The organism is Phaeobacter sp. HS011 (assembly GCF_018101215.1).
Lineage (GTDB): Bacteria > Pseudomonadota > Alphaproteobacteria > Rhodobacterales > Rhodobacteraceae > Phaeobacter > Phaeobacter inhibens.
The window spans coordinates 52417-64743 of record NZ_JAGEUF010000001.1; the positions used below are offsets into that span (position 1 = coordinate 52417).

Sequence of the window (12327 nt, forward strand, 5' to 3'; positions counted from 1 at the left end):
AAAAATTTGGTTCGGTCACGGATCTCGACAGACGGACAGCGATATGTTGTCAGGGCGTCGCGAAATCGCGAGGGCGGCAAGGCCGACGACTGTCGGCCTCGCTGCTTTTTGGGGAAAATGACCGCACTCAGTAGACGCGCGCGCGTGCCTTCTCCAGTCGGTTCAGGATGTCATCCAAGTTGTCCGGGAACACCATGAACTCCTGGAACCCTTCCATAGCGATCGAGGCCATTTCGGCAGGCGCGTCGCGATCAAAGAACTGCGCAATGCCACCCGGGGAATTGGACGACAGCATCTCAAACCCCTGGTTCAGCATCTCGTCATCATCGACGGAGGAGCCTGAGTTGACCGGCAACTGACCCAGGGCTGCGCCGCCATTGATCTTGGTCTGATTGTCAGCTGACACGACGAAGCGCAGGAATGCCCGCGCAGCTTCCTTGTTCTGCGCACCGGAAGGAATGTGGAAGGTGTCCGTCGGCGCGTCTTCTGCCAATTCAACATCGGGGTTGATGCTGGGGAACTGGTAGAAGTCCAGCTGATCGGTGCCCAGACCTGCCTCGCGTAGCGGCGCCACTGCAAAGTTGCCCATTAGATAGGCTGCGGCCTCCCCCTTGACCATAAACGGCAGGGCTTCCTGCCAGCTGTAGGACTGGTGGTTGTCGATGAAGGCCCCCATGTCGATCAGTTCGCGCCAGTTGGCGAAGGTCTGCTTCACGCGGTCATCGGTCCAGGCGACTTCGCCGTTGGTCAGCGCCATGTGGAAGTCATACCCATTCGTGCGCATGTTCAGGTAGTCAAACCAGCCGCCCGCGGTCCACAGGAACTTGGTGCCGATCGTGAAGCATTTGCGCCCCGAATTGAGGATCTTCTGGCAGTTCGACTTGAAGGTTTCCCAGTCCTTGGGCTCTTCAAGGCCGAGCTCATTGTAGATGTCTTCACGGTAGTAAACGCCCCACTGGTAGTAAGTGTAGGGCACGCCCCATTGCTTACCATCCAGCGTCATCGCGCCTTTCGTGGAGGCCAGCGCATCGGCGATTTCAGGCTCTGCCCATAGGTCGCTTATATCTTCGAAAAGACCTGCAGAGACGTAGGGCCGCATGCGGTTCGCGGCATACCAGTTGGCCACATCCGGCGGATTCGCCGACAGGAAGTTGCGGATTTGTGTCTTATAGGCTTCGCGGTCGATCACGGTCAGTTCGACTGACAGATCGGGGTGCATTGCGTCGAATTCCTCAGCCATTTGTTCCATCACTGCGCGGGGCGCAGGATTGGACATGTCCGAAAAAATCTTGAGCGTGCCACTCAATTCAGCCTGTGCCACGGTGGCCAGGCCAAGGCTGAGAGCCAGACCCGCAACCGTTCCTTTCAAAGTCTTCATGACGTCCTCCCTGTTGACGTAGGTTGTTTGGTTTCATATAATGGAACCAAATTCCAACTATTGAAACTATGACCGAACCCAGCTAAGGATGTCAACAGTTACATCGGCCGGGTTCGGCCAGGGAAAGGACAGTGATGGCGAAAGCTGCGCCCCAATCACGAGAGGCGGATGGGACCGTCGGCAAGGCGCTTGCGGTGCTGGATCAGATCGCCGAGGCTGGCCGTCCGATGCGGTTTGGCGAGGTGCTGGCCGCATCCGTTCATCCGAAAGCAACGCTTTACCGGCTGGTCCAGACCCTGACCAATCAGGGGATGTTGTCCTACGACGAGACCCACCAGACATACGCGCCGGGCCTGCGGTTGGTGCGGCTGGCCCACGCGGCTTGGCGGCAAAGCGCACTTGCACCTGTGGCACGTCCTTATCTGGATCAGCTGTCTGCTGATGTCGGGGAAACCATTCATCTGGCGCAGCTTGATCGCGGGCAGGTGCTTTATGTCGACAAGCGCAATGCAGAAACGCCGATTGAGATGTTCAGCCAGGCAGGAAAGATCGGGCCGGGCTATTGCACCGGTGTTGGCAAGGCAATGATTGCCCATCTGTCTGCCGAGGCGCAGGCCGACGCGATTCGCAGGCAAGCGTTTTTTGCCCACACCGCTCACACCCTTGCGACACCTGAGGCGCTGCTGACCGAGCTTGCCGAGATCCGCCATGATGGCGTGGCCTTTGACCGAGAAGAGCATGAACCGGGTATCATCTGCATCGCCGCGCCGATCCTGTCGGAGGCGGGTAAGGTCATGGGCGGGTTGTCGATCACATCATCTGTGCAACGCCAGTCGTTGGAGGGGCTGACAGCCCTGCGTCCGGCGCTGCTGCAAACTGCCAAGGACATCGCAACCGCTGCCGAGACCTGGCAATTTCCAAGTTAACCCAAGGGGAGAAGACGCATGACAGGGGTCACTTTGGCCAAGGCCGTCAAGAAATATGGAGATGTGCAGGTGATCCATGATGTGGATCTCAGCATTGACGACGGCGAATTTTGTGTCTTCGTTGGCCCGTCGGGGTGCGGGAAATCGACATTGTTGCGGATGATTGCCGGGCTGGAGGAAACCAGCAGCGGTAATATTCATATTGGCGAACGGGAGGTGACTCGCCTTGACGCGGCCGATCGCGGCGTTGCGATGGTCTTCCAGTCCTACGCGCTCTACCCGCATATGACGGTGGAGGACAACATGGGCTTTGGACTGAAGATGAACGGTCACCCCAAGGAGAAGATCCGGGAAAAAGTGACCGAAGCCAGCCGTATCCTGAAGCTGGACGACTATCTCAAACGCAAGCCCAAGGCCCTGTCAGGCGGTCAGCGTCAGCGGGTTGCGATTGGCCGTGCGATTGTGCGGGGGCCTGAGGTGTTTCTATTCGACGAACCGCTGTCCAATCTTGACGCCGAATTGCGGGTCGACATGCGGGTCGAGATCGCTCGCCTGCACAAGGAAATCGGCGCGACGATGATCTATGTGACCCATGACCAGGTCGAAGCGATGACACTGGCGGATAAAATTGTGGTGCTGCGTGCCGGACGTGTGGAGCAGGTCGGCAGCCCGATGGAGCTTTATGCAGATCCTGATAACCGTTTCGTTGCGGGCTTTATCGGCTCACCCAGCATGAACTTCCTTGAAGGCACCGTGCAGGGGGACGGCGTCGTTGTGCCCGCGCTTGAGAACCGCCGTGTTGCGACCTCCGTGGCCCTGCCAGCAGATGGCAGCAAGGTTCTGTTGGGTCTGCGCCCACAGCATCTGAGCGTGACAGCTGCGGACAGCAGCTTGGTTCTGGACCTCAGGGAGCGTCTTGGCGGTGTGTCCTACGACTACCTGAGCACGCCAACCGGTGAAAAGCTCATTGTTGAAACCCGCGGTGACGAAGCCTTACCGGAGGGAACGGCGGTTGCCTTGGGCTTTGACGATGCGGATGCATACATCTTCGACGGGGCGACAGAGCAGCGCCTGCGGTAGTGAGGAATCAGCCCCGGGCTGCTGCGCACCGGGGCTTTTTGTGGTTTTTGGCCGATCCAAAATGATTACAGCGACTGCATCCGTGCGGCCTTGTCTGTCCACGACGGGTTGCTGACTGCATCTGCAAGAGTTGCAGCAACATCGCCGCGCGCGGCGATGCCCTCGGGATCGACTTCCTCACCAAAAAGCATGTCGCCGCTGCCATCGCCATCAGTTAGGCGAACCGGGCGCAGGATTGCGTAGTCCAGTCCCGACCGCATCAGGTGTTCATCTGCGTCATGTTTGGCCTGCAAATAATAGGCAAGGTCGCTGTCCGGCTTGGGATTATCCGCGCCGATGGTGCTGAGCATGACGAATTTGGAAACGCCCGCATGCTTTGCCAGATCGATCAGTGCTTTTGCACCATCGCGGTCTACCTTCTCAGTCATTTCCGCCGAGGTGTCACCGCCGGATCCGGCTGCAAAAACAACGCTATCGCATCCGTTGCAGGCCTCCGCGGGCAAATCCGTAAGGTCGCCGTGCCGGGTGGTTGTGCCCCGCGGCAGGATGCTTGTGTCCGACCCTTCGCGGATCAGGGCGATGGGGTGGTGGCCGAGGCGCTGGAGTTTTTCAACGACACGGCGACCAGTATTGCCAGTGGCACCGGCTACGAGAACTTGCATGGTGGTCTCCTCATTTCGAGTGATAGATTTTGGTGGGCAGTAGCTGGCGGCTCAGAAAGACGGAGCCATTGGCCCCACCTTGGCCACTGCGGCTTGATAGCCAGGCTGTTTCTGCAGATCGGTCCAGTAGCGCGCCACCCGAGGCGCGTCCTCTAGCGCACCAATCGCTGCCAGATTGGCAAGGATGTACGAAAACTGGATATCTGCCAGAGTGGCGGTGTCCCCAAACAGCAGCCCCTGTTCCGGGAGGTTCTGGGTGAGATAGTCAAGGTGCTGAGCCATGGCACGTTTGGCCTCATCACCGGCCTCTTCGCTCTTCAGGACAGGCAGTAGTACGCCCATGGCAACTTCGGCAAAGGAGCTTTCGACATAGTCTAGCAATTCGTCGTGGTGCACCGCTTCTGCGGTCCCGGGAGAGGGGTGGTGCTGCGTATCACCATACTGGTCGGAAATGTAGCGCAGGCAGGTCGCGGATTCCGCGATCATTGTGTCGCCATCCTCGATCACGGGTGATTTGCCCAACGGATGTACTTTGGCCAGACTGTCCGGCGCTCTGAAGGAAGCGGTGCGATCATAGGTTACGACAGTGTAGGGCTGCCCCAGATCCTCCATCAGCCAGATCAGGCGGATTGCGCGCGAGTAGGCGAGGCAATGTATCATTAGCATGGGCGGCGTCTCCTTGCAGGGGGGCGGTCTTGGTTTGGCTGGAAGGCGGGTAGGCCACCAGAGCTCGGTCGCTAAAGGAACGGCAGCCTTTTTGCCGCCGTCGTGTATGCAACGGTCTGGGCGGTGTTTTTGTTCCAGATGCCCAGCCGCTGTTGCGCTTCGGTGCAACCAGAGACCGGAACCAGTGGGTCAAGTGAGGTGTTTCACCCATAGCTATCGCATCACGTCAGGTGGCAATTGCAGCATATGCCTGCCGGATGTGATAGGATGTAACCCTACGAGAGGAGACGGACCATGGCCGGAGGATGGGCGCGCGATGGCGCGGTGAGCGAGCAAATCGAGGCTTCAATCAGCGATGAACTGGCGCGGCTTAAATCTCGGCCTGCGCCCGTCGGTGAGAGCCTGACCCATTGCGCGGATTGCGAAGAACCAATTCCGGAGCCCCGCCGCAAGGCCATTCCGGGGGTAAAGCTCTGTATTGAGTGCCAGCAGGATCGCGACAGCGCCTACAGCGCGCGGGGCGGCATTAACCGGCGTGGCAGCAAGGATAGCCAGCTCAAATAACCGCCAACAAAAAGCAAAGGGCGCAGCCGATTGACCACGCCCTTTCTTCGTCCGGTGGTATGCGTGAGGATCAGTCCTCCATCGCCTCCAATTCGTCGATCATATCGGAGATCATGCTCAACCCCTTGTCCCAGAACGTGGGATCAGAAGCATCAAGGCCAAAGGGCGCCAGCAGTTCCTTGTGGTGTTTGGATCCGCCGGCCTTCAGCATCTCGAAGTACTTGTCCTCAAATCCTTCAGCCCCCTCGGCGTAGACCGAATAGAGGGCATTCACGAGGCCATCGCCAAAGGCATAGGCGTAGACGTAGAAAGGGGAGTGGACGAAATGCGGCACATAGGTCCAGAAGGTTTCATAGCCCTCCATGAAGTCAAAGGCCTCGCCAAGGCTTTCGGCCTGAACTGACATCCACAGCGCGTTGATATCGTCTGGCGTCAGTTCCCCCTCGGCGCGGGCGGCGTGCAGTTTGCACTCAAAATCATAAAACGCGATCTGGCGCACGACGGTGTTGATCATGTCCTCGACCTTGCCTGCCAGCAGGATCTTGCGCTCAGTCTTATCCTTGGCGTTTTCCAGCATCTTGCGGAAGGTCAGCATCTCGCCAAAGACAGAGGCAGTCTCAGCCAGTGTGAGCGGTGTTGAAGATAGCATCTCACCCTGATCGGCCGCCAGCACCTGATGCACGCCGTGCCCCAGCTCATGCGCAAGGGTCATCACGTCGCGCGGCTTGCCGAGATAGTTCAGCATCACATAGGGGTGCACGTCGGTCACGGTCGGGTGGGCAAATGCGCCGGGCGCCTTGCCCGGTTTCACGGCGGCATCAATCCAACCCTTGTCGAAAAACGGCTCGGCCAGATCGCCCATGCGGGGGTCAAAGGCGCTGTAGGCATCCATCACCATCTTGCGTGCCTCGTCCCAGTTCACGGTACGCGAGGTTTCCATCGGCAGCGGCGCGTTGCGGTCCCAGACCTGCATCCGGTCCAGCCCCAGCCATTTGCGCTTCAGCTCATAATAGCGGTGCGACAGCTTGGGGTAGGCCGAAACCACTGCTTCGCGCAGTGCCTCCACGACCTCCGGCTCGACGTGGTTGGAGAGGTGGCGACCCATTTGCGGCGACGGCATCCCACGCCAGCGGTCGAGAATTTCCTTCTCCTTGGCCTGGGTGTTGTGAACACGGGCGAAGATCTTGATGTTGTCGGAGAAAACCCGCGCCAACTCCCGCGCGGCGGCTTCACGCTTGCTGCGGTCCTGCTCAGTCAGGAGATTGAGCGTGCCCTCAATGTTCAGCTCTTCGCCATCCACGGTGAAGGTGAGACCGGCAATCGTCTCGTCAAACAGCCTCTCCCAAGCATCCCCGACCACACCGAGATCATGCAGGAATTTCTCCAGCTCATCCGATAGCTGGTAGGGTTTCATTGCGCGGATCCGGTCGAAGATCGGTTTATAGCGGGCCAGATCACTGTTGGCGGCGAAGTGGCTCTCCAACACAGCATCCTCAAGCCGGTTGATCTCCAGTGTGAAGAACACCAGCGGCGTGGTGAAGATGGTGATCTTCTCCTGCATGTCGGACATGAACTTCGCCCGGCCTGCGTCCGTGGTCAGCTGGTAATAACGCAATCCGGCAAAGGACATGATCCGTCCAGCAATCGCATTGATTTTTTCATTGCGCAGCACACAGGTGAGCAGACCATCAGCGTCCAGATCAGTCAGCTTACCTTCGTAATCGGCGGCGAAGCTGGCGCACTCCCCGTCAAGCCAAGCCAGGTCCCGTTCCAGCTCAGACGCATTCTCGGAGGTATAGAGATCGCTGAGGTCCCATTCGGGCAGATTGCCCAGCCCATCCGGCCCGGCCCCACCTGCAGCATTGGCGTTGACGTCTCGCATCAGGTCGCGGTCAAGGAAGGGAGCGTTGATCATCAGGGCACCTCAGGCTGTTTTATGTCTGCTTCGACATCTAAGCGTGAGGGCAGGGGATCACAAGCAACCGCCCTGCGTGTCGCAGTGATTTATACCCAGCAACAGGCAGCGCGCTCTGAGCCTGCCTTATCCGAAGGGGCAGCCTAGTCGGCGTATTGGTCAAACAGCCGCGTCATCTTGTCAAAAATGGTGCGGCGTGTTTCAGCCCCTTCCATCATCACTTCGTGCTGCGCGCCCTCGACCAGATCCAGTTCCCCACCGGGCCAGCGGGCCATGCGATCATGGATGGCTGCGGTGTTGACGATCTGCTCCTGTGTCCCGAGGAAGGTGATGCAGGGCAGCGCGGGCGAGGGCAATTGGGCAAGATCAGCGCATTCACGCAAACTCTCACCCAACCATCGCACCGTTGGCCCGCCGAGCGACAGATCCGGCTGTGCAGCAAGCTGGTCCTGCATGAGACGATACATCTCTGCATCATTGGTGAGCGAATTGCCTGTAAACGGGCTGGCCTGCACATAGGGTGCAAGCGTGGTTGTCGGGGTCCGCATCGCGCCGATGCCGAACCGGTCGCCCATTGCGCTGAGCAGCCGCGCCACAGGGCGTAGGGCCGGGGGAATCTGAATGCCCCACATCGGGGCGGAAAACACGCAGGCCTTAACTGGCAGCCCCTCCATCACGGCGCGAAGCCCAATGGCCCCGCCCATGGAGTGCCCAAGTACAAACCAGGGTTTTGGCAACGCCAGCCGCTCGGCCAGATCTACAGCCGCGTCGACATCTTTCTGAAAATCTCTAAACGCAACAACATGGCCCAGAAGGCGCTCGGGCAGCAGCCGGTCAGCAAGCCCCTGACCGCGCCAGTCAACCGCCAGAGTGGCATAGCCGCGATTGGCCAGGTCCTGGGCGGCCGCGCCGTATTTCTCAATATATTCGGTGCGTCCCGGAAACAGTAGCAACGTACCTTTTTGGGCACCATCCGGGCGCCAATGGCCCACGCGGATGCGCAGGCCATCGCTGGTGGTCACCCAATGAGCCTGCCCACCGTCGGGTCCTCGCGCGATATCGGCAAAGAATGGGGCGGGGGTCAGATCCATCAGGTGCGCGTCCATCAGGCCATTGCCGATGCCAGCTTCATCGCGGTGCTCATGTCACCATCGATGGTCAGCTTGCCGCTCATGAAAGCTGTGGTGGGGTTCAAATCCCCTTCGATGATCGACTGGAACGTCTCGGCATCGGCGGTCATGGTGACTTCTGCTTCTTCGTCTGCGACGCGCGCACCATTCTGGTCGAGCATGATCGTGCCCATCCCGGTGATGTCGAATTTGGCGGAGCCATCAAAGCCGCCGTCCATTTTTTCGTTCAGCGTTTCTGCTGCTTGGGTCAGCGTTTCGCTCATGTTTAGTCCTCATATTTGATCCGCAGCCCGCAATTTTATGTGAGGGAAGGCTCCCCGGCTCTGGAAAACGCGGGCTGCGCGGTTACACTTAACCCATCATGGTTGCAAAATTCTCCAATCTCAAAGCTATCGTGGCGGCAACGTCTTTGACAGTCCTGTTTTCCGTGCCTTTGCAGGCGCGCGCGGAGTCCCCTGCGGATGAGGCCGGATTGCTTGCGGCCTTGGCCCAGGCTGATCCGGACGAGGCGATCGGTCTGGACAGGTCGTTACAGGCCCTCTGGGGCAGCAGTGGGTCTCCGGCGATGGACCTGTTGCTGAAACGTGGCAAAGACGCGCTCGAGCGGGGCGACACCCGCATTGCTATCGAGCACCTGACAGCGCTGACGGATCATGCGCCCGGATTTGCTACTGGCTGGTATGAACGCGCGCGGGCCTATTTTACTGCGGGGCTTTTTGGGCCAGCGGTGGCTGATCTGGAGCAAACGCTGATGTTGAACCCCAATGACTACAACGCGATCTTTGCGCTGGGGGCGATGTTCGAACAGTTCAATGATCCGCAGAACGCCTATGAGGCCTACAAAAGGGCGCAGGCTATACATCCGCATCACGAGGCGATAACCAACGCGCTCGACCGGCTGAAGACCACGGTTGAAGGCAGAGAGCTGTAAAACGGGCAAGTGAACGCGGTTCGGGCGTTGAGGGCGATATCATGACAGGCATGCAGAGTTCCGGGACTGCCCGGGTCCTGGCGGTTTTGGGACCGACCAATACCGGCAAGACGCATTATGCGATCGAACGCATGTTGGGACACCGCACCGGTGTCATGGGATTTCCGCTGCGGCTTCTGGCGCGGGAGGTTTATGACAAGGTCGTGGCGGCCCGTGGCCCATCCGTGGTGGCGCTGGTCACCGGGGAAGAACGCATCGTTCCGCCCCGCGCGCAGTATTGGATTTGCACGGTTGAGGCGATGCCTGAGGGCATGGGCTGTGATTTTTTGGCGGTGGATGAGATCCAGCTCTGCGCAGACCCGGAACGCGGCCATGTTTTCACCGACCGGCTGTTGCGCGCGCGCGGCACGCAGGAGACGCTGTTTCTGGGGGCGGATACCATGCGCGGACCGATTGCAGCACTGGTCCCCGGTGTCCAGTTCCTGCGCCGCGAGCGGCTCTCTGATCTGGTCTATTCAGGTTCAAAAAAGCTCAGCCGAATGCCCGCGCGCACAGCAATTGTGGGATTTTCCATCGATAATGTCTACGCAATCGCTGAGCTGTTGCGCCGCCAAAAGGGGGGCGCCGCGGTGGTCATGGGCGCGCTCAGTCCGCGAACGCGGAACGCTCAGGTGGAGCTCTACCAGAATGGAGAGGTGGACTATCTGGTTGCGACCGATGCGATCGGCATGGGGCTCAATCTCGATATTGATCACGTCGCCTTTTCCTCGCTGACCAAATTCGACGGGCGCCGGATGCGGCAGCTGGCGCCCAATGAACTGGCGCAGATTGCGGGACGGGCAGGGCGCGGCATGAGCCACGGCAGTTTCGGGGTAACCGGCGATGCGCCGCCGCTGGAGGATGGCGTGGCGCAGGCCATTATGGAGCATCGGTTCACGCCGCTTAAAAAGCTGAACTGGCGCTCCTCCAAGCTTCAATTTGGCACTGTGGAGGCGCTGATCCGCTCTCTCGAATCAGCGCCGGAGGATCAGAATTTGGTTCGCGCACGCGAAGCGGATGATCTTATCGCATTGAAATCGCTTTCCCAGCAGGATGAAATTCTGGCGCGGACGACCAATGCCCCCTCTGTGCGACTGCTTTGGGATGTTTGCCGGGTTCCCGATTTTCGCGGCATTTCTCAGTCGGAACATTCTGGCCTTTTGGGCGTTTTGTTCCAGTATCTGCACGGATCCGGGGTTGTGCCGGACGATTGGCTGGCGCGGCAGATAAAAAGGATCGACAGGGTTGATGGCGACATTGACGCATTGTCGAAACGTTTGGCCTTTATCCGGACCTGGACCTACGTTGCACAACGGAACGGCTGGGTACGTGATGAAAGTCATTGGCGCGGAGAGACGCGCGCTGTAGAAGACAGATTGTCGGACGCCTTGCACGAACGTCTGACTCAGCGATTTGTGGACCGGCGCACATCCGTGCTTTTGCGCCGGCTCAAACAGAAGGAGGCCCTTTTGGCCGAAGTGAATGACAAGGGTGAAGTGACCGTCGAAGGTGAATTCGTTGGTCGTCTTGAAGGGTTCCGGTTCTCGCCGGACAAGAGCGCTCAGGGCGCCGAGGCAAAGGCGCTGAAATCCGCCTCCCTGCAAGCACTCGCACCGCATTTCCATCTCCGGGCTGACCGTTTCTACAACGCGCCGGATACTGAAATTGATTTTACCGATCAGGGCGGCCTGATGTGGGGCGAACATGCTGTCGGCAAATTGGTGGCCGGCGCAGATCCACTGAACCCACGTATTGAGGTTTTTGTCGATGATGCTGCGGGGGCTGACGTCGCGCAGAAGGTCGAACGTCGCCTGCAGCATTTCATCTCCCGCAAGATCAACGCGCTGTTTGAGCCGCTGCTCAACCTGCAACGGGACGAAGAGCTGACTGGCCTTGCCCGTGGCTTTGCCTTCCGCATGGTCGAGGGGCTGGGCCTGCTGCCGCGTGGAGCCGTCGCACAAGAGGTGAAGGATCTGGATCAGGATGCCCGTGGCGCGTTGCGTAAGCACGGCATTCGTTTTGGCCAGTTCACCATCTTCATGCCGCTGCTGCTGAAGCCGGCACCGACCCGTTTGCGTCTGGTGCTCTGGGCACTTTCCGAAGGTCTGGGGGAATTCCCGGATGCGCCGCCAGCTGGCTTGGTGACCGTACCGGTCATCAAGGATGCACCGCAGGGATATGACACCATGTGCGGCTATCGCAATGCAGGCGAACGCATGATCCGTATCGATATGCTGGAACGTCTTGCAGATATGTTGCGGGCCGAAGACAGCCGTGGTGGTTTTGAAGCCAAGGCCGACATGCTGTCGATCACCGGCATGACGCTTGAGCAGTTTGCCGACCTGATGCAGGGGCTTGGCTATCAGGCTGACAAGGGCGAGCGGGTGAAAGCCAAGGCCGTTGACGCCGTGGTTACTGAAACCGGCACTCCGGAGGCTGACGTTCCTGTTATGGATGCGGCTCAGCAGGTGGAGAACACACCAGCCGCTGCGCCGGATGAGGCTGACACTGCAGCAACCACTGATGCTGTTGTTGCGGACCCCGTCGCGCCCGCTGATGTCCCAGCGGAGATCGCCGGGATTGAAGACTCAGGCGTCGCGCCCGTGGCTGAAGAACTGGCAGATCCGGTTGCTGCGGATCCGATCCCGGAAACCGCAGAAATCGAGACACCTGTCGGCGATGCGGCGGATGCGAAGGTCGAGGAGCAGGAAACAGAGGTATTCTACACCTTCACCTGGGGCCGCGCTCGCAAGACTGGCGGCAACCGCAATGGCAACCTGCGTGGTCAGGATGCTGGCAGTGAACGCAGTGGTGCCAAACGCGGGGGCGACGCCCCGCGTGGCAAAGGCAAACCGCGCGGCGGTAAGCCCGGCGGTCGCGATGGCAAGCCCGGCAAAAAGGGTGGCCGTCAGGATCAAGGCAGCAAGACCTATTCGGCACGCCCGCCGAAAAAGGAAAAGCAGATCGATCCCGACAATCCCTTTGCCGCAGCACTGATGGGGTTGAAGCAATCCGATTGATCGTCGGTCGCTGAAA

At 59.4% G+C, this 12327-nt stretch carries 11 protein-coding genes; 5 read left to right on the plus strand and 6 right to left on the minus strand.

Annotation, left to right across the window (positions count from 1 at the left end):
- Nucleotides 1-127 precede the first annotated feature (127 nt).
- The gene (locus tag J4721_RS00245) at nucleotides 128-1378 is read right to left on the minus strand and encodes an ABC transporter substrate-binding protein (RefSeq protein WP_211001836.1); all 1251 of its coding nucleotides are present in this window, start codon (nucleotides 1376-1378) and stop codon (nucleotides 128-130) included.
- 134 nt (nucleotides 1379-1512) lie between these two features.
- On the opposite strand from J4721_RS00245, the gene J4721_RS00250 reads away from it, so the two are divergent.
- Together J4721_RS00250 and J4721_RS00255 are read left to right on the plus strand one after the other, a co-directional pair.
- The gene (locus tag J4721_RS00250) at nucleotides 1513-2304 is read left to right on the plus strand and encodes an IclR family transcriptional regulator (protein ID WP_211001837.1); all 792 of its coding nucleotides are present in this window, start codon (nucleotides 1513-1515) and stop codon (nucleotides 2302-2304) included.
- An 18-nt stretch (nucleotides 2305-2322) separates the two neighbouring features.
- Complete coding sequence (locus J4721_RS00255; RefSeq protein WP_027247812.1) at nucleotides 2323-3384, plus strand: ABC transporter ATP-binding protein; 1062 nt, start codon at nucleotides 2323-2325, stop codon at nucleotides 3382-3384.
- Between the two features lie 65 nt (nucleotides 3385-3449).
- On the opposite strand, the gene J4721_RS00260 is transcribed toward J4721_RS00255, so the two are convergent.
- Nucleotides 3450-4046 (minus strand): SDR family oxidoreductase, encoded by a 597-nt coding sequence (locus tag J4721_RS00260; RefSeq protein WP_211001838.1) that lies wholly within the window; start codon nucleotides 4044-4046, stop codon nucleotides 3450-3452.
- A gap of 51 nt (nucleotides 4047-4097) precedes the next feature.
- Complete coding sequence (locus tag J4721_RS00265; protein WP_211001839.1) at nucleotides 4098-4712, minus strand: glutathione S-transferase family protein; 615 nt, start codon at nucleotides 4710-4712, stop codon at nucleotides 4098-4100.
- A gap of 294 nt (nucleotides 4713-5006) precedes the next feature.
- Here J4721_RS00265 and J4721_RS00270 point away from each other — a divergent pair, with 294 nt between their 5' ends.
- Nucleotides 5007-5276 carry a DksA/TraR family C4-type zinc finger protein gene (locus J4721_RS00270; protein WP_014873836.1) on the plus strand — a complete coding sequence of 90 codons (270 nt, stop codon included), beginning with the start codon at nucleotides 5007-5009 and terminating at the stop codon, nucleotides 5274-5276.
- A gap of 70 nt (nucleotides 5277-5346) precedes the next feature.
- Here J4721_RS00270 and J4721_RS00275 read toward each other — a convergent pair whose 3' ends face one another.
- The 3 genes from J4721_RS00275 to J4721_RS00285 form a co-directional block, all read right to left on the minus strand.
- A complete protein-coding gene (locus tag J4721_RS00275; RefSeq protein ID WP_102874684.1) occupies nucleotides 5347-7191 on the minus strand; it encodes a M3 family oligoendopeptidase in 1845 nt (614 codons plus the stop codon).
- 143 nt (nucleotides 7192-7334) lie between these two features.
- Nucleotides 7335-8297, minus strand: a complete 963-nt coding sequence (locus tag J4721_RS00280; protein WP_211001840.1) for an alpha/beta hydrolase — start codon at nucleotides 8295-8297, stop codon at nucleotides 7335-7337.
- Nucleotides 8297-8584: an SCP2 sterol-binding domain-containing protein gene (locus tag J4721_RS00285; RefSeq protein ID WP_211001841.1), complete on the minus strand. Its 288-nt coding sequence runs from the start codon at nucleotides 8582-8584 to the stop codon at nucleotides 8297-8299. Before J4721_RS00285 ends, J4721_RS00280 begins: the two co-directional genes overlap by 1 nt.
- Nucleotides 8585-8682: 98 nt before the next feature.
- Between J4721_RS00285 and J4721_RS00290 the strand changes: the two genes are divergently transcribed.
- Together J4721_RS00290 and J4721_RS00295 are read left to right on the plus strand one after the other, a co-directional pair.
- Nucleotides 8683-9252: a tetratricopeptide repeat protein gene (locus J4721_RS00290; RefSeq protein WP_211001842.1), complete on the plus strand. Its 570-nt coding sequence runs from the start codon at nucleotides 8683-8685 to the stop codon at nucleotides 9250-9252.
- Between the two features lie 41 nt (nucleotides 9253-9293).
- The gene (locus J4721_RS00295) at nucleotides 9294-12311 is read left to right on the plus strand and encodes a helicase-related protein (protein ID WP_211001843.1); all 3018 of its coding nucleotides are present in this window, start codon (nucleotides 9294-9296) and stop codon (nucleotides 12309-12311) included.
- Nucleotides 12312-12327 lie beyond the last annotated feature (16 nt).

Bases quoted from the DNA above. Each gene is read 5' to 3' on its own strand.
- J4721_RS00245 (WP_211001836.1), bottom strand. From the start codon at position 1,378: ATGAAGACTTTGAAAGGAACGGTTGCGGGTCTGGCTCTCAGCCTTGGC.
- J4721_RS00250 (WP_211001837.1), top strand. From the start codon at position 1,513: ATGGCGAAAGCTGCGCCCCAATCACGAGAGGCGGATGGGACCGTCGGC.
- J4721_RS00255 (WP_027247812.1), top strand. From the start codon at position 2,323: ATGACAGGGGTCACTTTGGCCAAGGCCGTCAAGAAATATGGAGATGTG.
- J4721_RS00260 (WP_211001838.1), bottom strand. From the start codon at position 4,046: ATGCAAGTTCTCGTAGCCGGTGCCACTGGCAATACTGGTCGCCGTGTC.
- J4721_RS00265 (WP_211001839.1), bottom strand. From the start codon at position 4,712: ATGCTAATGATACATTGCCTCGCCTACTCGCGCGCAATCCGCCTGATC.
- J4721_RS00270 (WP_014873836.1), top strand. From the start codon at position 5,007: ATGGCCGGAGGATGGGCGCGCGATGGCGCGGTGAGCGAGCAAATCGAG.
- J4721_RS00275 (WP_102874684.1), bottom strand. From the start codon at position 7,191: ATGATCAACGCTCCCTTCCTTGACCGCGACCTGATGCGAGACGTCAAC.
- J4721_RS00280 (WP_211001840.1), bottom strand. From the start codon at position 8,297: ATGGACGCGCACCTGATGGATCTGACCCCCGCCCCATTCTTTGCCGAT.
- J4721_RS00285 (WP_211001841.1), bottom strand. From the start codon at position 8,584: ATGAGCGAAACGCTGACCCAAGCAGCAGAAACGCTGAACGAAAAAATG.
- J4721_RS00290 (WP_211001842.1), top strand. From the start codon at position 8,683: ATGGTTGCAAAATTCTCCAATCTCAAAGCTATCGTGGCGGCAACGTCT.
- J4721_RS00295 (WP_211001843.1), top strand. From the start codon at position 9,294: ATGACAGGCATGCAGAGTTCCGGGACTGCCCGGGTCCTGGCGGTTTTG.